Origin of the sequence: Vibrio sp. VP6, from assembly GCF_028823755.1 — a bacterium.
In the GTDB taxonomy this organism is placed as follows: Bacteria; Pseudomonadota; Gammaproteobacteria; order Enterobacterales; family Vibrionaceae; genus Vibrio; species Vibrio parahaemolyticus.
Genome location: NZ_JAPEID010000020.1, coordinates 65739 through 87904, shown reverse-complemented (window position 1 = coordinate 87904; position 22166 = coordinate 65739). Strand labels below are relative to the sequence as shown.

The window sequence follows — 22166 nt, the reverse complement described above, 5'->3', positions numbered from 1 at the left end:
CAACTTTAGGAGGTTTGGTTTCTCGTCTGAATTACGCAACAAAGCCGGTTGCTGTCGCGTTATTCCTGTTTATTGGTCATGTGAAAAGACAAAAAGAAATCACGTCTATCATTGAACAGTCCAATACATTCGAGGGCGTTACTGGCTCCCGAGCGGTTATCGACTCGGAGAGTTTTGATGTTAGCTATAAAAAGAAAGTAAAGGACAAATTTAAGCAGCTGAAAAAGCTGCTGAGCCCAAATGCAGGACTAAAACTGATCGGCTTTTTCGCTGCGTCTTCGATAGCTGTTTACTGCGTTAATGATTGGTTTTTTATGTTTGAGTACTGGAAAGTGCTGCTGGCGTTAGAACCAATATTATTTGTGATGTTTATCCTCAAATTAAGTGGTATCCAAGCGCAGCGATTCAAGGACAACTTTCCAGATGCACTAAACATCCTGTCGGGTGCACTCTCCTCGGGACAAAGTATTGTCCATGCGTTCGAATACGTAGGAACTCAGCTTGATAATGAAGTTGGCGAAGAGTTCAAAAAAATGTCAGAACGACTTCTGATTGGTGAAGACCCAGACGATGTATTGGCACGAAGTGCAGCTTCGTTTCCTTACGTTGAGTACTTTTTCTTTGCCGCAACAATTCGAATCAACTTGAGTCGAGGTGGGCAGCTAAAAGACGTGATTAACCGCATCAACCGAATCATGTTTGAAGCGAGGGCAATCGAGAAAAAGAAAAATGCGTTGACGTCGGAAGCGCGTGCATCAGCAAAAATTATCGCGGCGTTGCCAGTTATCTTTATCATGATTTTGAAAGTGACCAGCCCGGAAAACTATAACTTCGTAATGTTTGAAGAAGGGGGAAAGCCCATCTTTTATTACGTCTTGGTTAGTGAAGCTATTGGGTTCTTCTTTATCTACATGATATTAAGAGGAGTTAGGTAATGGTTGATATTAAGTTAATCTTCTTAGCGCTCGGTTTAATTATCTCGTTATCTGCCGCGTATTACTCGTTAAAGGTGTTTGATAAAACCAAAGCAAATATTTCAACAAAAAAGATTATTGACTCAACCCAAGAAAAAACGCCTTTTGTTGACAAATTATCGTTACATCTTTCTCGATTATCTTTTAATAAAGAAGAAACAAAAAATAATTTGGTTAGAGCAGGTATTCATAGCGAGTTTATTGCTCAAGCCTATTATCTATTGAAAATTATACCCTTGGTTTTTTGTTTGGCGTTTATTGGCTACTCCTACATTCAAGGAAAGATGGAGTTTTCATCCGCGTTTATTTCATTCTCGCTTTCTATGCTTGTTTGTTTGATCGCGCCGGATATGTATATCTCATCGCGAGGGAATGCAAACGTGAGACATGTAAGTAGTCGGCTGCCTTTCTTACTGGATTTGATGAACGTTTGTGTACACACGGGGATGACGTTAGAAGCAAGCTTGGATTACTTGTCGAACGAGCTAAAAACGGTCGATGAAAACCTTGCTTATGTCGTTAAGAAAACGTCAGAACGGGCCAAAATTGTTGGGTTAGACCGAGCTCTCACCGAGTTTTACGACTTAGTCCCAACGACGGAAGCACAAAGCTTCGTCATGACGCTTACTCAAAGCTTAAAGTACGGATCATCCGTGGGTGCAGTGTTAGCCTCTCTTGCTTCTGATATTCGAGAAATAAACATGCTCGAACTGGAAGAGAAAATCGGCAAGATGGGGGCAAAAATGTCGATCCCAATGATCGCTTTTATCATGATTCCTATTGTTGTTCTAATCGCAGCGCCAGGGATAATGAGGATGCTAGGATAATGAATATAAAAAACTATTTCTCTCTTTTGGTGTTACTTTTTTTAAGTGGTTGTTCAACTATCAATCAAGAATTAGTAACAAAAGAAAAATTACTGACTAACTCTGGTCAAACTGAACAGCTTATTGAATTTTATAAAGCGAACTTAGTCGAAGTCCCGAGTTATAAGATAAAACTGATCAATTTATATTTGGATAATAAAGACCAAAAATCTGCTGAGTTATACATAAACACTCTAGAGAAAAAGGATCTTAAAGACCCAGATATTATTTATATCTTAGCTAAGCTTGAATATTTAAAATCCAATTACGATGCGAGTGAACGTTACTTAGAAGAGTATTTAGATAATGGCGGTCCAGAGGGTGATTACTACCTTCTAAAAGGCAAAATACTTGCACGTAAAAAAGACTACGATGGTGCAATTTCTCACTTCAATGACAGTAAGAAGAATGGCGCATCAGACCGTGAGGCAAACAACAATATTGCAGTAGTGATGATGTTGCAAGGCAGACCAGAGCCCGCGATGGAGCTGCTCTATGGCTTGTTTGCTGCCAATCCAAATGATGAAAAGGTACGTTCAAATCTCCTTTTGGCGTCGACTCGGTCGAATCGTCCGGATGTGGCGTTGGAGGTTTTGAAACACAACAGTAGCGAGCAAGACGCACGAGTCAAACTGAAAAAGCTCATGAAGAGCGTTAAACCTCTGAATAAAAAAATAGATACAAAAGTTCCACCCAAACAGGTCGCGAAGTCAAAGGAAAAGAAAAATATGGAAATGGATACGAAATCTGTCGATTTGAAACCAAAGTACGTAGCGCGCTCAGTATTAGACCCGCAAAACTTACGTCCTAAAGCGCCGTCAATTTATCGAATTCAAGTATTAGCAACCTATAAAGTCATTCCGTCAGATTACCTAAATTATCTGAAAGGCAACTATGGCAAAGTGTATTCCTACACTCACGGCTTATGGAAGCGTTATTGCGTTGGTGAGTTTAGCGATATAGATGATGCAAAGAAGTTTCTTGAAAACATGAATATCAAAGGTGCTTTTGTCGTTGATTACACGAAGAAAAGGTACGTTGAATTATGATCAAGTTTCAAAAAGGAAGTTTGACGGTCGAAGTTGCGATGGGCTTACCCGTTTTGATCATGGTGCTATTTACCTGGTTTGACTTGTCTGTACTTACGTATTCGATGGGTGTAACCGACCATGCGCTGACGACAGCTGTGATGAGTAGTAAAAAACAAGGTAGTTCTAGCAACTCGGAAAAAGTGGACTATCAAGATGTGGTCAAAACCAAACTAGAATCTAGCGGTGGTGCCTTATGGTCGAAGGTTGTCGACCATTCATCGGTATCGGCATCGGTCTATTACTTTAAAAATTTGTCTGATTTTGTGCAGTGTAACCGTAGCGGCCAAGCCTTAGATGATTGCCCTAATGTCAAAAAAGGCGATGCAGTGGCGAACTCAGTCAATATGCCGATAGCCATCTATCAATTGAGTTTCACTTATCACCCTTTGTTTAACTTTGTTATGCCAAGCATGAGCATTAATCGAGAGATGGTCGCAGTTCAAGAATATGAACGATGCACTTTCAAATTAGGTGAGGAGATCACTTGTGGTGGCTAAGTCGAAACAAACCGGAGCCTTTATCGTTGAACTTGCATTGGTATTACTCTTTTTTGGTTCAATCATTGCCATGCATATCAACTACACGATCGCAGTAAACAAGAAAGGGCAGTTGGATAGAGTGGTTTATTCCATCGTAAGCGTCATAAGCGAGCGTCGACAGTTGTTCGCCAACGAACTCAATATATGTGGTGAGAACGGTAGACATTGTGAGGCACAAGTAAATAACGCGTTTTACATGGCGAAAGGCATGCTGAAACGTACGTTACCAGATTTTGATGCCAGCGAATTAGGCATGAGAATCACGGAGCTCTCGTTAGAAGAAAAGGACACTAAGCTCGTTACGTTTACCAACTTCAAAGGCAAAACAGAAGATTGTAATTTTCCAGATCTGAAGGAAATCACGGTGGCAGAAGCGAAGAAGCTATTACCACTGACGACACAGAACCGACGTCTTCCGCTTTATCACGTATCTCTATGTTACAAAACACCTTTCAATATCATCGGTGTAATGCGTGGTGAGCCGATCAAGGTTGTGACCAGTTCATACTCATTTGCAAGGATTTAATATGAAGGGCTTCACTAAGCAGAAAGGAGTGGCTGGAATCATATTTGTTTCGTTTCTCCCTATATTAATCATCACTTTCTCATTTTCTGTCGGTTACACACAACGTTTACTTGCGCACTCCAAAATCGAAGAAGCGGCGGAAGTAGCAAGTCTTGCTTTGATCGCAAGCCCTGGTAAAGACAATAAAGACGACCAGGACTATGCGCAGAGAATTGTTGATTTATACATTACTGACAACATCAGCGATATCGAGATCAGCGTATCCACCAAAAAGTGTGAATACAAAGATGGCTGTGTTCAACGGAATAATGAGCTATCACCATTTGCTGACTTCACCGTTGTCGCGACTGCGGAGCATGACTCGTGGATCTCACACAACGAAATTGGTGTAGAACCCAAGTTCAAGGTCTCTGGTGACTCGATTACGAGAAAATACCTACCTCAGCCCGTTGATATCTACTTCATATTGGATACCAGTCAATCGATGAGTAACCCATGGTATGGTGAAAGAAACAAGACTCAAATGCAGGTCGTAAAAGATACGATTACCAGAGTCGTTAAAGAGTTGGAGAACTTCAAAACCAGTCCGGATAAGAAAAGTCGAGTTGCGCTTTTAACGTATAACGCCTACAACGCAAAGTTCGATAAAGGCGCTGGTCGAGTGAAGTTATACGATTATGCAAGTGAGTTTTCTCACACTGAAGCGTCATTTGAAAGCATCGTCGATAAGATGTTTGATAAGTCTGTAGTAGAGCAAAAGCCGCACTATGCTAGTGATTATAATAAGTCGCAGGATATCCCTCTGACTGATAAATATCAGGAATTTATTGATATTCTAAACTCCAACAAAGTGATGCCAGCAAGAGGTGGCGGTACTCAATCATGGCTCGGTTTAATTGCTGCGGCGAAAGAAGCGGATAAAGTTAAAAAGGAAGATCGAAACCCAGAGCAAGTGTTTATTATTCTTTCTGATGGTGCAGATACAGATGTGCAATTCCCGATGGGACTGAATAGAAATAGATCTTATAGAGATAAGTATGACGTCGTGACTAAATATTACGTAGACCAGTATGATGGGCGAACTTATTATTATCAGGTTTATGACAAATTCTTAAAGTCATTAGTGGGTGAGCATGGTTTGTGTGAAAGCCTTAAGAAAAGAATATCTAGTAAAGAAAATAAGTTTCAAAGTGAACATGCGAAGCTAGAGGGTGAAAAAACCAAGGTCACCATGGGCGTAATAGGTGTTAACTACAACGTACAAAAAGATGATGGCTTCGGTGAGTGCGTTGGTGAGAAAAACATTTATCATGCGAAAAATGGTAAAGACGTTTACAAATATATATTAAATCTGATTAACGAAGAAACAGGACGATTAAAAGATTAAAATGAAAAAGTTAATACCATTTGCGATTATTTTTACTTCAAATGTCGCGCTCGCTAATTGTATCAACCAAAGTGAAAACTATGTTACTTCAAAAGTTTTGAAAAGCTCTGATACAAAAATTACTCAGGTGGATGGAAAACTCGCATCAGTAATTAATGAGGATCTTTCCATTGTGCAAGATGAAAAAATTGAAAAGGTTGAAGCTACAAACGCCACGGAAAGTTGCACATTTGATAAGAACTCAATGTCGTTAGTTCTACACTATGATACTAATGAGCACTATCTAACAAACGTACATAAACAAGCTATATCAAAGTATTTAGAACTGGTTAACGAAGACAAACGTATTCTCGTTGAAGGGCACACGGATGATGTCGGAAGCCAGGCTTACAACAAAAGTTTATCCCTTCGACGTGCAAGCACTGCCTCAAAGTATTTAAAGAAAGATCTGGGGCTTGGCAACAGAATCGTGGAAAAGGCCTTTGGGGAGTCTGCACCTATATGTAAGGTGAACGAGAATAAGCTGTCAGGCTGTAACCGTCGAGTTGTATTAACTATAGAGTAATGAGCAATCCACTATTTGCTGTTGTAATTTTAATATTCATGTGCTCAATCTTATGTGGTATTTAAAAGCTTAGTTTTTACTAAGCTTTTATTTTTGTGAATATTGTTTCTGTAATGTATAAATTAGTTGTCTCAATCAATGAAATGTAAACATATTTTCGTGCCGATATTTTTGTTTTTTGGTAACGCTTACCATTCCTATGCTGAAGTAGAAAAACCAGCGATGAGCGCCCAACTAGAGGAGTATGTATATAACCCTCGTATACTCAAAGATGTTTCTGACACATTATTAGGCATCGACTTAAATAAAAATAATATCAGAGATGATGTCGATAAAGTCATTAACCACCTAGAAGTAACAGAAGCTGATAAAGAGTTTATGTTACGTTATATCCAATACGCGACAAGTATATTAAGTTATGATTTCGCAAAAGATAGGTTAGAAAATCCGCTAATTGCTAGCGAACTCTACAAAGAACTCAATTATATAAATAGCTGTTATAAAGAGTCAGGTGTTGATGGTAAAGATTTATATGATTCAATAAATGCATTAAACGTATTGATGTTTAATACAGACGCTAGAATCATTGCCTATTTACATTATGAAAAGTACTTGGATATTAGAAATACATACGAGTTGCTAAGCTATGATTGTAAAAACAAAAAATATCATCAAGTTTAATCGCGATATCTTTGCCATTTAAAAAGCTCTGTTATTTAAAAACGAATTTAGCCACCATCACTTTTGTTCTGTCTATACAATTATTATCAGTACACGAGGTAAAGCCGCTAGATAACCGCGCCTGGCTTAACGATACAACTGTATGGTTCTTGGCATCGGGAACAAGCAAAGAGCTAAGATTTGTAAAATGGTTTTAGCGTTTCTTTGATGTTGTTTCGAATACGCTTGTGGTGCAGGTTGTTTTTTTCTCTTTTGTGATAAATGAAATGGTAGGTGACAAGGTTTGACTCAATGGGCAAGTCAATCACTTGTAAGTCTAGCTGTTCCTTCCATTTCATTGCAAAAGAGTGGGGGATTATCGCGATATTGTCACTCTCAATCACGTTTAACACGACGCCAGAAAGAGAAGATGCCACGGTTTCGACTTGTACGTTATTTAGGTATTGGTTGTGATTGGTCGTTTGGCTCACAGTCCATTCATCAGTCAGCACGCAGTGTTTTTCTTTAAAAAACTGCTTGGTATTGATTTGTCCATTTATTCTCGGATGTGTTTTGCGGCATACGACGACATTTGGCTCTTCGTGAATCACCTCATTGACCAGTGTAGAATCATCAGACTTGATTGAATCAATGATTAACGCAATTTTCTGCTGATGAAGCAGTTCCAGTAACAAGTTTTTTGTCGCGACAGCTTCGTGAACAGAAACGTTGTTAATCGACGATAAACTACCCGAAAATACCTCTGAGCAGTAAACCTTAAATTGAGGCGAAATGGACAATGCATTCTCTACCATACACAGTGCTTGCCTTAGTTTGGGGAGCAAGTTCTGCCCTCTAGAAGTCAGAGAAATTGAACGTCCTACCTTGGTGAAGAGTTGGTATTCAATTAGTGCTTCCAAGCGCCTAATGGAAGCGCTTACCGCTGGTTGCGTCACGCCAAGGTGCTCAGCCGCTTTGGTGTATGATTGATATTCTGCAGCAATTAAAAATGTTTGGATTAAGTTTAAATCCAGTTTTTTATTAGTCATTAAAGTTATGGTCTGTTGTTATTTTAATATTGATTGCTTAATCAATATACCTCTAAAACAAAGATCAATTAACTTCGTTGATGTTATACAGAATATATCAAATATTAATATCTCACCGGTAAATGAAACGTTGCCACTAAGGTGAATAGAAAGGCTTTAAAAAACAACTAATTATCGTTAATGGATGAAAGTGTGCTTTCGATTATTGGAATCAGCCATTTATAAATAGGACTATTGCGATGGCGATAGTGCATGTATAGGTAAATATCTTGAGACTCGCCTTTGAAGGAGGCTTTTAGTTGTGGAGAGAGTGACAAACTTTTGAGTCCGGAAAGATGCTTTCTTGAAAGAAACGCAGATGTGGGGAATAGAGCATCTGTCTCAGAAATCACTTCTAATAGAGACAAAATGGAACTGGACCTAAAAGCGGTTTCGGTTTCAATGTTTTCACGCTCTGCCCAGCACTCAATAAGCGTTCTGTTCTCATTCCAATCTGGGACGATGGCAGTGACAATTGGATATAGACTTAAGTCATTACAATCGATCGCTTGATTCGATAAAGGGTGCGCATCTCTCGCTAATATCTGAAATTCATCGGTGGCAAGGTGCTTGGTTTGTAGTTCTTTTGGGACATTGTTTAGAGGGTAGTTGATTCCCAAATCTAACTCACCATTAATCAGTTTACTAATGGTATTTGAGCTCCAACTTTCTGTTTCTATTGTGATATTAGGAGCGATATCTAATAACTTTAAATGCAATTTAGCAGGGAAGGAGACGCCAAAAAATCCATTAATTGCGATTTTTATATTCGCGGAACTGCGTTCTGGCGAAAATTCATCAAGTTCTAAAATGAGATTCGATAAATCATCCATTATTTTAGGTAAGCTATCGGATAAAAGTTGTCCTTTGTCCGTAGGCTTTAATCCATACCTCGTTCGCACAAATAGTGGGTCGTTAAAATGCTCACGTAGACGTGCCATCGCCCGGCTGACAGCAGGTTGAGTGATGTTGAGCCTCTTGGCTGCCGCGACTGTTTTCTTCTCTTCCGATACTACTCTAAAAATCTTTAGCAGATTCAAATCTAAATTATGTAACGGCTTTTTGTTTTTATCTTTATTTTTCATTCGATTACGTTCTGGTGGTGTAAGGCGTATCCGTGTTTGCATAAATTAACTTATACCAAAATTGGTATATTACCAATAATAAATGGTCAATTTATCTCCTTATCTATGAACCTTATGATGATGGCGGGTTTGAGATATGAACAAAGAATAATATCGGTTCAACACTAATCTAGACTTGAAAAGACTTGTTCTCATTTGAGCAACACCATCTAATAAGATAAGGATTACTTCCATATGAAAAAGCGCATTTTAGCAGTAGCAGTGACGAGTATGCTTCTGTCTGCCTCTGTCTTTGCACAAGAAACGGTGGTTCCAAGCCGCGTGGGTGATTTGAAATTTGAATCAGATTTTCCGACACAAGAAACAATGAAAAACATGTTGAATGAAATGGATTTTCAGCGTGCAACCCAAGCTTATCTTTGGGGAATCCCTGCCTCAAGTATTATGGAATGGCTGAACGTTAGCCGTAATGATTTTAAATTTGAAGAAGGTCAAATGGGCTTCTTCAATACCCTTAAGCAAAAACAAGGCATTATTACCGCCAACTTCACAACGCCTTATGTTATCGGTACGTGGAACCTAGAAAAGACAGGCCCCCTAATTATTAACCTCCCTGAAGCTAAGATGGCGGGCATGATGCTTGATGTCCATCAGCGCGTACTGTCTGATTTGAGCTTATTGGGCCCAGATAAAGGTAAAGGTGGTAAATACTTGATTGTGCCACCGGGTGAAAAATACAAAGATCTAAATCCAAAAGGCTATTACGTCATTAGACCGAAGACCAATGTTGTATATGGTGGCATCCGTATTCTTGAACCGGATGTTGATCGCGTAGTGAAACAAGTGGTGCCAAACATCACAACGCAACCATACGCCGATGGCAAACTAGGTCGTAAAATCCCGGTTGCTCAAGTGCCGGAAATTGATTGGACGCATATTCCAAAAGATGGCTTGGAATACTGGAAGACCATCCATCAAATCATCCAAGAAAACCCAGTGGAAGAACGCGATCGTTTTGTTATGGCTCAGTTGAAGTTCTTAGGTATCGAGAAGGGTAAACCGTTTAACCCAACAGAAGAGCAAAAGAAAATTCTGCTTGAAGCAAGTAAAGTCGGCCGAGCAATGGCGCAATCAAATGATTACACCAAGCGTTTTACACAGCCGTACTGGAAAGGCACGAATTGGAAAGATGCCATCAGTGTGTCACTTGATCAACGAAGCGAAAACTACGATGAACTTGATGAGCGTGCGGCTTGGTTCTACGAAGCGATCACGGTTTCTCGCGGTATGAAGAGTACGATTCCAGGCTTTGGTCAGCGTTACTTAGTAACGTATCAAGATAGTGATGGTAACTGGCTTTCAGGTGAACATACCTACAAACTGCATGTACCAGCGAATGTCCCTGCGTCAAACTTCTGGTCGACGACGGTTTACGATGAAAACAATCGTCTGATGATCATCAACGATGCAGGCTCACCAGACATTTCTTCTCGTAAGAATTTAAAAGTTAACTCTGACGGTTCGATTGACGTTTATTACGGTCCAAAGCCAGTGAAAGGTTATGAGAACAACTGGGTACAAACGAACCCAGGAGAAGGTTGGTTTACGTATTTCCGCTTCTACGGCCCAACAGAGAAAATGTTCGATAAGAGCTGGACGATGGGTGATATCGAACTCGTCAAATAAGAACATTGGTATCAATATAGGGAAACACACGTCTCCCTGAGTTATAACACGGCACCTCAAAACTGAGATTGCCTGTGGCAAAACTAAGCTCGGCTACAGGACTGTTTTACCTGTGGCTGAGCTTTTTACTAAATAAACAAGACTTATCAACTGGCTAAGTCTTGAGAATAATCTGATGGCGCGTTTTCCAACTTTCCAGTTGTTTATTGGCTGAAACACAGAACATTTACTGTTGAGATATTGAACGCAAATATCGTGTAGTCAAAGGTGGAATATCTTGTCAGAATGTCCTTACTTATTTTTAATTAATCAATTAAAAACATATAGTTAATTGTCATTTCGCTAAAGTTCGAAATTTGACTTTTTTGCTGATCAATTTAGTCTGGCTTTCCAATTAGAGGAAGCATTTATGTTCAGCATTCTAAGAAAAATAATCATACTTACCGCAACCGTAACCAGTCTTGCGGTTTCCTTTAATGCGCTTGCGAAAGAAAATACAAAAGACAGCATCGTAGTCGGCGTTATCACACAAAACGACTCTTCAAATTCCGTTGTAGACAGTGTCGGTCCATTTTACGGCATCAACCTCGATTATCTCTCTAACATCGCTAAGGTTCTTGGGCTCAACCTAGAACTGCGCGCTTATCAACATATTCCGCCGTTGCTTAACGATGTTGAAAACGGTGTGATTGATGGCGCTGTGGGTTTTAGCAAAACGCCAGAAAGAGAGAAGCGTTTTCTGTTCTCGAAACCCTTTTTCTCCAGCACCATCGCTGCTTGGTATCGCGATGCTAGCTACAAAGATCGTGATATTCGCGATATCAAATGGGTGTGTGTGGAAGGCAGCGTGTACTGCGACAATCTAACCTCGCAGGGTATCGACAACATTATCTACGTGAAAACGCGTTTAGAAGCCTTTGATGACGTTCGACGCGGCAAAGCTAACGCGTTGATTTACACCTATGTGGGCATTACCGAATACCTTGATGCTAATGATATTGTGAAAGGAATTGTCGATATTCCGAATTGGCTGCAAGAAGAGGAGGTGAGTTTTATCGCCTCACTAGACAACCAGAAACTGATCGACAACATCGACAAAATTCTTGAATGGGAGCAGAGCGGTAAAAACATTCGTTCGGTGGCATCAAAAAACCCGTATCACATCAACGACAAGTTGCTGGTGGCGTACCGTCGTAATCATAAAAGTAACTTAACGATCACGTACAGCAGCAGTGATGAAGCGTATCCATTTCTCTATCGAGATTCGCACACGGGTAAGCTGGACGGATTCTTCCCAGACTTTATCGACTTAATTCAGTCGCGTACGGGTTTGGCCTTTAGCTATGTGAAACCGACGTCGAGTCTTTCTAATGGGTTGACGGCGTTTGATGCCGATATTGTCCCGGTATCTTATGTGGGCCCAGTCCCTAAGTCAGACTGGCTGATCACTAAACCATTCATGCACAGCAATTACGTTTCTATCCAAGCAGAAGAGAGCGAGCGCGACAAGTCATCGCCAGAAAAAGCGGGCATTCTACTGAGTTTAAAGAAACAAGGGTTGGTGCACTTAGGTGTGTGGCAACAGGATCGTTTTGACCGTTATGACGATTTAAAACAGTTGCTTGCGGATTTAAAATCAGGCGTTTTGGACGTGGCTTACATTCCTGATGACGTTGTTCATAGCATGATTGCACAAGATCAGGTCGATGGTTTGGTGATCAATGAGCAAGACGTTCTGACGTTCTCGAATGCGTTTGCAGTTGCAAAACACAATACGCAGCTCCAACACATGCTCAACAGCATCATCGAAACCATTGACTCAAATGAGATAGAAAAACTGCTGCGCTCGCACCGAAGCTTCAACCTAGTTTATGGCTACGACGACGAGCAAATGGCAAAGTTTTTCTTGGCAGGTGCGATCGCTTTTTCTCTGATGTTTGCTGCCGCGTATTTCATTCTTGCGCACCTACGTCTAAAGGTGAAATTAGCTGAGCTGAATGCCAACAATGAAGAAGCGGAAAAACAATGGCTGATGGGCATCATTCAAGAAATTAACAGCTTGGTGTTTATTCACGGTGAAGATAACCAGTTGGAAATGAGCAACTGTGCCAACTACAAGAGCAAGCAATGCCAAGAATGTAAACTGAAAAGCTGCTCGACTAATGCGCCTCTCGTGAACAACTCGGATGAATTGGCCACTGTAATTGGCGGACAACGCATCTCGGAAGAGGTTGCGTCTGCGGGGTGCGAACTCGGTATTAAACATGTGTATCGAGAGCGTAAAACCATCGCGTCTCCAAGCGGGAAGAAGAAGTTTGTGCTAACGGTGATTCAAGACATTACTCAGCAAAAAGAGCGTGAGCAGGCGTTAATCGATGCGCAAAAAGAAGCACAAACTGCAGTGCGCGCCCGTGAAAACTTTTTAGCGACCATGAGTCACGAGTTAAGAACCCCATTATCGGCGGCGCACGGCATCCTCGATTTGCTGAATCGCCAAGTGACGGCCGATTCAAATCGCGAGTTGATCGCTCAGGCCATGCGATCACTCAATCATTTGAATGTGCTAGTAGACGAAGTGTTGGATTACTCAAAGCTGGAAGCAGGGCAGCTAACCGTTGCTCCCGCTAAAACCGACTTACTCAAAACCTTGTGCGATGTGTTTAGAAGCTTTGAGCCAAGAGCGCTTGCGAAAGGTTTGGATTACAAAGTTACGATCAAGCCGTTTTCGGATGCTTTCATTGAAATCGATGCACTTAGATTAGTGCAAATCACCACCAATCTGCTCTCAAATGCCGTGAAATTCACAGCAGAAGGCGAGATCGGAATCAGTGTCATCCTGCACGAAAAGCAGCTTATTTTGAAAGTTGCAGATACGGGCATCGGTATGACGGATGGCCAACTCGAAGGCATTCTCAACCCGTTTGTTCAAGCGGATGACAGCATAACGCGCAAATATGGCGGTACGGGGTTAGGGCTGAGCATTGTTGACCGATTGATCGACTGTATGGGCGGCGTGCTCTGCATCGATTCACAATTCGGCTTGGGTACGACGATCACCGTCAAATTGCCAATTGAGCGTTGTGATTCAGAACCAGAAGTGTGTTTGAACTGGACTTACAGCGAGGCATTGCCACTCAGCATTCGTCAGTGGTGTGACGCATGGAAAATGCAGCCAGCAACACTGGCAAGAAGCATGGCGAACCTTTACGCCGCACAAGACAACGAAGCGGGCTTTGATGGTGTGATGTTGCGCGATGATCGAGAAATTCTCGGTAGTCTCACGCTGCGAGAGCTTCAATACCCAGATGCGCTGTTCAATTTGCTTAGCCAAACGCAGCAAGAGAGCAAGTTGGACGAGCTTAAGTCCGAAGAAGTTTCGTGGATTCTCGGAACGGTATTAGTTGCGGAAGATAACCCAATCAACCAAAGCGTGATTTCAATGCAGCTGCGTGAGCTTGGTATCGAACCTGTGATTGTGAATAACGGTCGTGAGGCTTGGGAGTACATCAACCAAGATGAAAACGTCGTGTTGCTGCTGACCGATTTTCACATGCCAGAAATGGATGGCTATGAACTGATCAAACATGTGAGGGCGTCTGGTTTCAAATCGCTGCCAATCATCGGTGTGACGGCAGAGGATGCTCGCCTTGCCAGTGAGCGCACACAAGACATCGGTATTGATGATGTACTTTACAAGCCTTACGACCTCAACAAATTGAAAACCGTTTTGGTGCCATTTATTGGCAAGAAAGAAAAGACCCGATTACCGGATTGGATTAAGCGTTTTAAAACGCAAGACGCAAAAGAAATTGCGCGTGTGTTTAGCCAATCTATGGCGATGGATATTGAAAACCTACAAGCCGCCTCGACTGAGCGAGATAAAAAACGGGTTATCCACGGCATCAAAGGTGCGGTTGGGGCAATTGGAATCAGCATGCTGACTGAGCTTTGCATTGAGGCAGAGCGAGTCACCGCGGCGGAGTTTGATAGGCGAGCCGCGGAGTTAATTTTACGAATCGAGCAGGAGATCGACAATATAGACTATTGGGCAGAGATGAATGAATACACAGCTTAATGTGATGGTGATTGATGACCATCCACTACAGACCACAATACTTACGCAGATATTGAATCGCTATTGCGCGCAAGTAACGTCCTTCAACGGTGTCGATGATGCGATTCAATGTGCGCAACGTCAGCATTTTGATGTGATTTTTTGCGATATCCAGATGCCAGGAAAAGACGGCATCGACATGATGGAAATGCTCGATCAGATTCAATACCAAGGACAAGTTGTGTTAGTCAGCGCGATGGAGCTGACCATCATCTCTGCGGTGCGTGCCATGTGCGAAGAGTTTAGTTTTGAGGTGTTAGGAAAGCTGCCTAAGCCGTATGACGAAAACCAAGTGGTTGAACTGCTGAGCCTAATGAAAGGTGAAAAAACCAAAAAGGCGACGTTTATTCAACCCATTGAAGTGCAGGATCAAGAGTTCTTATTCGCGTTGGGTGAAGGGCGAGTGAAAAACTATTACCAACCGCTAGTGGATGCGCAAAGTGGAGAGGTGCTTGGTTATGAAGCGCTCGCGCGTTGGAGTCATCCGATTTATGGCGTGTTGTCACCTTACCACTTTCTGCCGATTGTTGAACGTTGTCATCTCTCTGCCGAGTTGTTCCAAGCCGTCTTGAATAACGCGATTTATGACATCAAGCATCGGGGTTTGACGCAAAAAGTATCCATCAATGTTGATCATGAAAACTTGGAAGATCCGGAGTTTTCACATCGCTTTTTGCAGCAATGCCTTGAGAACGAGATTGACCCCTCTCAAATCACCATTGAAATTACAGAGCGCGACACGTTTCAAACCAGTGCATCTCTGTACAAGAACTTACTCAAGCTAAGAATGAACGGCGTCACCGTCTCAATTGATGACTTTGGCACTGGCTCATCGACGTTTGAAAAACTGGCTCAACTGCCGTTCAACGAGCTCAAAATAGATCGTTCGTTTGTGCAAGGCGTCGAGTGCGATATGAAAAAACGCAACATTGTTGTCGCCATCTGTGCGCTGGCGAAAAGTTTGAACATACGGCTCGTCGCGGAAGGAATTGAAGATGAAGTCACGCTTCAAGTGATGCGTGAATACGGAATTGACCTTTGCCAAGGTTTCTACATCGACAAACCCATGCCTTTAGAAGCAATAACCATACTGAATGAAAGATATGAATAAAATGAATTGTTTGATCTTTGATGATCACCCTCTAGTTTGCGTTGCAATCAAATCCTTACTGAAAGAGCTGGGGATGACCAATGAAGTGTTTACCGCAACGTCTGCTAAGTCCGCATTTAAGACATTAAAAGAGAGCAACATTGAACTGCTGATTTTGGATGTGAACTTGGCCGATTGCGACGGCTTTGATTTCTACAAACGCATCAAATCCCACGGTTATGAAGGCAAGGTCATTTTCTTCTCGGCGGAAACCAGCCAAATGTACAGTCAAATGGCTTTTCGATCTGGCGCAGATGGCTATGTGTGCAAATCGGAAAATCACGACATTCTGAAAGACGCTATCGAAGCGGTGGTGAAGGGCTATACCTTCTTTAAATTTAAGCAAGTCGCGAACGAAGTAAGAGAAATGCCGCAACTTTCGAGCAGAGAAAGTGCCGTGATGAAGTATTTGCTGCAAGGCAAGTCCAATCGAGATATCGCGTCTGTGTTGTCGATTAGCGATAAAACTGTCAGCACTTATAAACGCCGCGTACTGGATAAATTTAACGTAAAGAACATTGTCGAGCTAACAAGAGTAGCGGGGACCTAAGGAGACACCATGACATTTAAAAGCATCGCGCTGTCTTTCTTTGTGGCGACGTTACTGTTTGCGACTTCAACAATGATGATAGGCGCTGTGTTGATTTCTTATGAAGTAAAGCAGTTCAACACCTACGCAAATAACCTAGCCAAAATAAAGCAAAAAGTCATTTTAATGGGGCTGCTGACGGAAGCGAAGCTCGAACAATACAAAGGCTTGAGCGTGGATGAAGTGGAAGCTCAAACTGAGTTCAGCTTCCAAGACGCGATTTACTCGCTGTCACCGTACGAAAAGCTGAATTACGTTGAAGCCGTCGCGCGCAAATCGCTGCATCAAGCCGAAGCGTATTTATCGAATGCGTTTAATCGACAAAATGCCATTATGTACTTTCGCTCTTATACTGGGAGCAAGTTGATTTTAGAGCGACCAATCAAAGCGTTAGAAGGTGTGAAGGCCACATTCGATGTCGATTGGTGCAAGAGCAACTACTCTTGCGTTCTGGCTGCGTGGAAAGAACAACTGACTGATCGCGTGTTGTTTTCTCTGCCGTTTAAAACCACCTACTCGGATGACATGGCAATAAGCATCATGAGCCCGGTTTATTTCCAAGGTGAGTTAGTCGGCGAGTTTTCGGAACAGCTCTATCTTTCATCACTTTATAACGAAGGGAAAGCCGTCGACGTACAGATCTCCAATGGCAACAAGCAAATGGTGATCTATTTTTCGGGTTATCCGTGGCCATCGTTCGCGTACACCCAATCTTATGTGGCAGACAACAACAACTTGATTGTCTACATGTACCCGTTTAGTAAAGTGATGGTGGATTACAGCTTTCTGTTTGTTATTTTCTTTTTGGCAACCTTGGCGTATTACAACAAAGCGCATGAATCCAAAGAGAGCAAACTTCGTCTGGCGACGGCACTGACGAATGTGACAAAAGACGATTTAACCGGGTTACTTAACCGCAGAGTCTTTAAAGATAGCGAATTCAAACGCCGCTTGAAAACGGCCCCTTATTCCGTCATTGCCATTGATGGCGACAGGATCAAGCGAATCAATGATCGCTATGGTCATCACGTTGGGGACGAGGTTATCGAGATCATTGCCGATGCGATGCGTAAAGTGTTCAGAACCAGCGATTATCTCGTCCGAACTGGGGGCGATGAGTTTATCGCAATCTTGCCGGGGTGTAGCATCAGTCAGTCTTCGATGTTGGCGAAAAAGTTACGTAGCGTTGTCAAAGACAACCGACTTAAAACGTTAGACATTGAAGTTAGCGTAAGCACTGGCGTTGCGGCAAACGAATCACACGAATCACTGCAAGATGTTATCGTTCGAGCAGATGAAGATCTCTATGAGATGAAAAAACGCAGACAACAATCACAGTAAGTAATAGTTTTATTGATAAAAATGCCAAGTGATTGGACATAACCATGACATAACTGTTTGATTAATTTGACCAAACAGAAAGAGTGGTCTTTTATATTAGAGCAGCCAGCAAACAATGGCTGCTCTAATTATTTTCTGACCTTACATCTGGTGTCGCGTGTGAACAAAGATCTCGACTTAAACCTACTCAAAATTCTTGTCTTATTAGATAAGCACCGCCAACTCAAGCCCGTTGCAAAAGCGATGGGGAAAAGTGAAGCGTCCATCAGTAAATACCTTGCCCGATTACGACTTCAGCTTAACGATGAGCTGTTTATCCGACATCCTCACCACATGGAGCCGACGGACTATTTAAAGCGTCAACTGCCCAAAATTGCCGACGCGTTGGAAAAGCTTGAAACCTGCTTAATCAGTGGTGAGTTTGAGCCAGAAAACTACGAAAAAGACATCACAGTCTGTTTACCGCAAACCGCTCAATACTCATTTGGTCACTTGCTCGCAATGGATTTGATGGAGCTGTTCCCTAAAGCGCACATTTCAGTGGCCACCATTACTGAGTACACGGTTGAAGAGATCATCCTAGGCAAGGTGGATGCGCAGCTTCATTACTTTAACGATGACTTACCGAAATCCGTCCATCAGAAATTCATTGGTTATGCACCCGCAGTGGTTGTGGTTCCGGAAGAGTTGGGGATTACAACTCTTGAAGAAGCTGCACAATTACCATTCATCATGTTAGAAATCATCGGCTGGAAAGAGAAAGAGCAGCTTGCCAAGCGCGCAATGGAGAGTCACGGTATGGTGATCAACCGAATTGCAGCGTTAGATAATGTCAGCAGCGTGTTGAAGCTAATTAAGAAAAAGAGTGCGGCAACGGTGTTGCTTGAGTATCAAGCGCCAATAGAAGGGTACAACTTTATACGAGTACCGGAATCTTACTACCCGAATGGTTGGCCCAAGATTGTGGTGCAAATGAAACAAAGTCACCGGCATGATGCAATGCACCAGCTGTTAACTGGCGCCATTGCAAAATACATGAGTGCTTAATTCTCAGTGCTTAGCGGCAAAACTGAATGTTTTCTGACTGAGGGATAGTATGCAGCAGCTCAATCAATGAGTCTGCGTGGTACTTCTTCAAGATACGTGTTTTGTAAGTACTGATCGTTTTAGCGCTCAGTGAAAGCTGCTCAGAAATCTTCTTATTTGAGTAGCCTTGCGCTAAGTAATGGAACACCATAGCTTCGCGGTTTGATAGCGTCACATCACCCGATGATGGCGTGTGAGTCGACTTAAACATCGAGTAACCGCGAGACACACTCACAATCGCATCGGCGATAGTTTCTCTTGCTTCATTCTTGTTTAAGAAGCCGTTAGCGCCCATTTCGTAAGCGGCTTTAGAAAGGCTAGAGTAGTCTCGTGAAGAGACAAACAACAGTCGTCCACGATAGCCCGTCGCTAAAATGTTTTTGGCTAAACGCATACCATCTCGGTCGCCAAGCACTACGTCTAATATAATCAAATCAATCCTTTGACTTCGAACGAGCTCCATTACTTCCGCACTGTCAGTGGTTTGGATTACTTCAGCTGTGTTGATTGCATTTTCAACAAGAGAAGCAAGCGCTTCGCTGTACAATGGCTGGTCGTCGATAATAAGAACGTTATTCAAAGTGAACCTCATCTAATATTTCAACTAGTACGCTGTCAGGCAACAGCTCGATTGGATGAGTAGGATTGTAGGAAAAACCTTGCTGAGAGGAAGGAAAATGACTCTTTCCAAAAATGAAAATCAGTGTCTTATTTTTTGGAATGTTGGCGGCAGCCATTGAAACACTTAACGATGAGAAAATTGTGTAAAAACACGCTCTGACAGAAAACTAACAAACAGAAAACGTTAATTCATCCATTGCTGACCGTGATGTTCTGTTTCGCATATTGATACATGTTGTTGTATTTAATGGATTGTAATTCTCGGTTATCACACAAGTTTCGTATTACGCGGTCACAATGCTCGAGCTTACGATAAATCGCGTATTCGCCGCGATACTCAAATGGGCGAAGTGACGCTAACCTCACAATCGCTAAACAGATTTTCTTGGAGTGAGGAAGAAGGTCATGCAGTTGAAAGTAGCGATCAAAGTGCGGCGTGATTGAGGAGGTTGAAATCGACTTCTGAGCGGTAATTTGTCTTCGGATTTGCTCGATTTTGGTCTGCGATTCTTGCAAGCGAACTTCGAGGCTTTTGAGCATGTGCACTTGGCTTCGGAAAATACTTGGATGTTGCGCTTCGGCAATGGCTCGGCGAGCACGTGGCAACATCGATTTCATTTCACTTAAAAATGAACAACGTTCGAGCAGTACGCACAGATGGTAAAGATCATAGAAGTGCGACAGTTGATTGCTGGCTAGTACCGCTCTGACTTGAGAAATAGCGGCTTTTAAATCACCACGAATCAGCGCGATGTGCGCGTCAATCAATACAAATTGGGCTTTGAATTGCGAGTTCTTCTCTATTTCACCAATCAGTGGGTTTAATCCAAACAAAAGGTTTTCAAAGCATTGATTTGAAGGTGCATTGAGCGCTCTATATAAGTGGCAGCGCACAAAATTCAGTTTGGTGAAGATGCCGCCTCGGAAGGTATTTTCGTTCTTTTCGTAGTAGCGCTTAATGTAAGTGACCGCGTCATCGTAAGATTCGCTGGCTAAAGAGAGGTTGGTGATCACCAGTTCACGCTCAGAACCAGCATCCAACAACATAGTCGATTGCTTAAGGTGTTTGATCGCTTTAGGAATGTCTTCACTGAGCACCGCCATGTTAGACATTTCATCGTGATAGTAGGGGTTCTCTTTTTTACTGCTCAAGCTTTCCAGAACTTCTTGTGCTTTTTCTAAGTCATCGGTCTCAATTAGCGTGTTGGCGAGTGCAGTTTTAATCCAGTCAAAATTGTCTTCTTTGAGTAACTTTTCGTATTCGCTACGGGCGCTAGAAAACTGTTTGTTTTGCACCATTGCATGCGCACGGTAACGTCTGATCAGTTTTGAATATTCGGGATGAAAGGGAAGAAGGGTATCGGTGGCTTCAATCACGCCTTCAAAGTCCATCTCACGCAGTTTTTCGTAAATCGGTAGTAGCACGCTTCTGCGTTTCATGGCTGACAGCAGTCGGTTGCGAAAAAAGGTGTGATTAAACGGTTTTAGCAAGTAGTCATCAGGGTCGCAGTCCACTATTGAACGCACGATCTTGTGATCATTTTCTCCGGTCAAAAAGACGAACGTTGTATGTGCAGGCAGAATTTGCGCGTGCTTTAACTCTTCTAACAACTGAAAGCCATTGAGCTGAGTTTGAAAGTTGTAGTCACAAATCACCAAATCAAAATGCATTTGCTTACAAAGATTGATGACCTCAAAAGGTTTATAAGCGTAATAGATGTCACTTAAATCGAGTTGTCGAAGTATCGCGGTCACGCTGCTCGTAACCAGTCTGGAATCGTCAGCGACCAGAACTTTACACAGATTACGGTCAAAACTCATGGGTCAATCCTTGTGCAGTCAAAGCGTGTAAGAAAATTCAATGCAGCGGAAGCTTAAATGCTTCTCTTGAGGTTTTTTTAAGGGAAGAGAATCGCTTTATGTATGTTGAGTAACCCAATGATGGACGTCATTAACGCTTAGCTCTAGATCGGTGATGAGTTTTTCTAACGCCGTTTGATAAAGGGGGGAATCAGAGCGGCCCAATTGTTCGGTCAATAAAGCGGATTGATGAATATGCTCTAAGCCTATTTGTGCGAGCCCGCCTTTAATCTTGTGCACGGTCTGGAGTGAATGTTTTGGTTCGTGTAGATGCGCTTTTAACACTTCGAGATCTTCTGTCATGGTTTCCAGATACACCGTTGCCATGTGGTGTTGCATATCGGCTGGAAAGTGAGTTAACCATTGAGTATGTAGAGAAGAGTCTGAATTCATATAAGTGGAGCATCGTTTGTTATTGATTAAGAACAGATAAATAGTTATTAATTTTAAGAAACGGGTCAAGTATAGGGCTGTTTTTAAACTAATTCTAAATTATTGATATCTAATGTTTTGTTGTGGTTGTGAGGCTTTTCTTACATCAAAATAGGAAGCCAATAAGGGAGAGGTTGCTGCACTATACTCGATAGCTGCGTTTCAAATTTCTTCATGTTAGAAATGAGTGGCATTTTATTGCTATCTTCTGCGTTGTAACTTTGCTTGTGGCATAAAGCATTCGCTCAAATTATTCCTAAACTTTTCAGTGTTATGGCCGCTATAGAACGTAACGAAGGCGGGAGAGTAGAATCTCTACCGAAGTCTTGTTCAAAATTGAGACATATTTTCACTGTTTGAGATGGAAGTGTGCAGTAATCGTCCTTTTGAAGGTTTACAAACACAGTCGTAAAGACTAAAAAGGACGCTCGGATTTTTTGCCGTAGGAAGAAGTTCTTTACGGTATTGCATCAAGCCTTTTCTTGACGCGTTTTTTGGATATTGGG

Annotated in this window: 20 protein-coding genes; 14 read left to right on the top strand and 6 right to left on the bottom strand. The window is 42.1% G+C overall.

The annotated features are described in order from the left end of the window. The first annotated feature begins 65 nt into the window (after positions 1 to 65). From OU793_RS14205 to OU793_RS14170, 8 genes are all read left to right on the top strand, one after another. Positions 66 to 935 (top strand): type II secretion system F family protein, encoded by an 870-nt coding sequence (locus OU793_RS14205; protein ID WP_072828633.1) that lies wholly within the window; start codon positions 66 to 68, stop codon positions 933 to 935. Next, on the top strand, positions 935 to 1801 hold the full coding sequence (locus tag OU793_RS14200; protein WP_159404326.1) for a type II secretion system F family protein: 867 nt from the start codon (positions 935 to 937) through the stop codon (positions 1799 to 1801). Before OU793_RS14205 ends, OU793_RS14200 begins: the two co-directional genes overlap by 1 nt. Continuing rightward, the gene (locus OU793_RS14195) at positions 1801 to 2889 is read left to right on the top strand and encodes a lipopolysaccharide assembly protein LapB (protein ID WP_159404327.1); all 1089 of its coding nucleotides are present in this window, start codon (positions 1801 to 1803) and stop codon (positions 2887 to 2889) included. The genes OU793_RS14200 and OU793_RS14195 overlap by 1 nt, the downstream gene beginning before the upstream one ends. Then, on the top strand, positions 2886 to 3428 hold the full coding sequence (locus OU793_RS14190; RefSeq protein ID WP_005454147.1) for a TadE family protein: 543 nt from the start codon (positions 2886 to 2888) through the stop codon (positions 3426 to 3428). The genes OU793_RS14195 and OU793_RS14190 overlap by 4 nt, the downstream gene beginning before the upstream one ends. Further along, entirely contained in the window at positions 3418 to 3996 is a 579-nt protein-coding gene (tadF, locus tag OU793_RS14185) for a tight adherence pilus pseudopilin TadF (protein WP_005498630.1), read from the top strand. The genes OU793_RS14190 and tadF overlap by 11 nt, the downstream gene beginning before the upstream one ends. A 1-nt stretch (position 3997) precedes the next feature. After that, a complete protein-coding gene (locus OU793_RS14180) occupies positions 3998 to 5383 on the top strand; it encodes a VWA domain-containing protein (RefSeq protein ID WP_201452290.1) in 1386 nt (461 codons plus the stop codon). A gap of 1 nt (position 5384) precedes the next feature. Beyond that, complete coding sequence (locus OU793_RS14175) at positions 5385 to 5948, top strand: OmpA family protein (protein ID WP_005459729.1); 564 nt, start codon at positions 5385 to 5387, stop codon at positions 5946 to 5948. 222 nt (positions 5949 to 6170) lie between these two features. Continuing rightward, entirely contained in the window at positions 6171 to 6629 is a 459-nt protein-coding gene (locus OU793_RS14170; RefSeq protein ID WP_031791905.1) for a hypothetical protein, read from the top strand. Positions 6630 to 6802: 173 nt separating this feature from the next. Here the strand turns inward: OU793_RS14170 and OU793_RS14165 are convergent, their stop codons facing one another. Both OU793_RS14165 and OU793_RS14160 read right to left on the bottom strand, forming a co-directional pair. Further along, positions 6803 to 7657 carry a LysR family transcriptional regulator gene (locus OU793_RS14165; protein ID WP_140104203.1) on the bottom strand — a complete coding sequence of 285 codons (855 nt, stop codon included), beginning with the start codon at positions 7655 to 7657 and terminating at the stop codon, positions 6803 to 6805. Between the two features lie 167 nt (positions 7658 to 7824). After that, positions 7825 to 8823, bottom strand: coding sequence for a LysR family transcriptional regulator (locus OU793_RS14160; protein ID WP_140128877.1), 999 nt, complete (start codon positions 8821 to 8823; stop codon positions 7825 to 7827). A gap of 192 nt (positions 8824 to 9015) precedes the next feature. Here OU793_RS14160 and OU793_RS14155 point away from each other — a divergent pair, with 192 nt between their 5' ends. The 6 genes from OU793_RS14155 to OU793_RS14130 all read left to right on the top strand — a co-directional run bounded on the left by OU793_RS14155 (position 9016) and on the right by OU793_RS14130 (position 18708). Beyond that, the gene (locus tag OU793_RS14155) at positions 9016 to 10467 is read left to right on the top strand and encodes a DUF1254 domain-containing protein (RefSeq protein ID WP_005454305.1); all 1452 of its coding nucleotides are present in this window, start codon (positions 9016 to 9018) and stop codon (positions 10465 to 10467) included. Between the two features lie 409 nt (positions 10468 to 10876). Continuing rightward, on the top strand, positions 10877 to 14542 hold the full coding sequence (locus OU793_RS14150; RefSeq protein ID WP_140103342.1) for a transporter substrate-binding domain-containing protein: 3666 nt from the start codon (positions 10877 to 10879) through the stop codon (positions 14540 to 14542). Continuing rightward, entirely contained in the window at positions 14526 to 15692 is a 1167-nt protein-coding gene (locus OU793_RS14145; RefSeq protein WP_140103341.1) for an EAL domain-containing protein, read from the top strand. Before OU793_RS14150 ends, OU793_RS14145 begins: the two co-directional genes overlap by 17 nt. Continuing rightward, positions 15685 to 16281 (top strand): response regulator transcription factor, encoded by a 597-nt coding sequence (locus OU793_RS14140; RefSeq protein WP_005481323.1) that lies wholly within the window; start codon positions 15685 to 15687, stop codon positions 16279 to 16281. Before OU793_RS14145 ends, OU793_RS14140 begins: the two co-directional genes overlap by 8 nt. Before the next feature lie 9 nt (positions 16282 to 16290). Then, positions 16291 to 17661, top strand: a complete 1371-nt coding sequence (locus OU793_RS14135) for a GGDEF domain-containing protein (protein ID WP_025525648.1) — start codon at positions 16291 to 16293, stop codon at positions 17659 to 17661. A gap of 159 nt (positions 17662 to 17820) precedes the next feature. Next, positions 17821 to 18708 carry a LysR family transcriptional regulator gene (locus OU793_RS14130; RefSeq protein WP_005489294.1) on the top strand — a complete coding sequence of 296 codons (888 nt, stop codon included), beginning with the start codon at positions 17821 to 17823 and terminating at the stop codon, positions 18706 to 18708. Positions 18709 to 18718: 10 nt separating this feature from the next. Here the strand turns inward: OU793_RS14130 and OU793_RS14125 are convergent, their stop codons facing one another. The 4 genes from OU793_RS14125 to OU793_RS14110 all read right to left on the bottom strand — a co-directional run bounded on the left by OU793_RS14125 (position 18719) and on the right by OU793_RS14110 (position 21621). Then, the gene (locus tag OU793_RS14125; protein ID WP_005454317.1) at positions 18719 to 19327 is read right to left on the bottom strand and encodes a response regulator transcription factor; all 609 of its coding nucleotides are present in this window, start codon (positions 19325 to 19327) and stop codon (positions 18719 to 18721) included. After that, on the bottom strand, positions 19320 to 19484 hold the full coding sequence (locus tag OU793_RS14120; RefSeq protein ID WP_005454149.1) for a hypothetical protein: 165 nt from the start codon (positions 19482 to 19484) through the stop codon (positions 19320 to 19322). Before OU793_RS14120 ends, OU793_RS14125 begins: the two co-directional genes overlap by 8 nt. Before the next feature lie 73 nt (positions 19485 to 19557). Continuing rightward, entirely contained in the window at positions 19558 to 21189 is a 1632-nt protein-coding gene (locus OU793_RS14115; RefSeq protein WP_029828337.1) for a response regulator, read from the bottom strand. A 96-nt stretch (positions 21190 to 21285) separates the two neighbouring features. Further along, positions 21286 to 21621, bottom strand: coding sequence for an Hpt domain-containing protein (locus tag OU793_RS14110; RefSeq protein WP_015313144.1), 336 nt, complete (start codon positions 21619 to 21621; stop codon positions 21286 to 21288). Between the last annotated feature and the right edge of the window lie 545 nt (positions 21622 to 22166).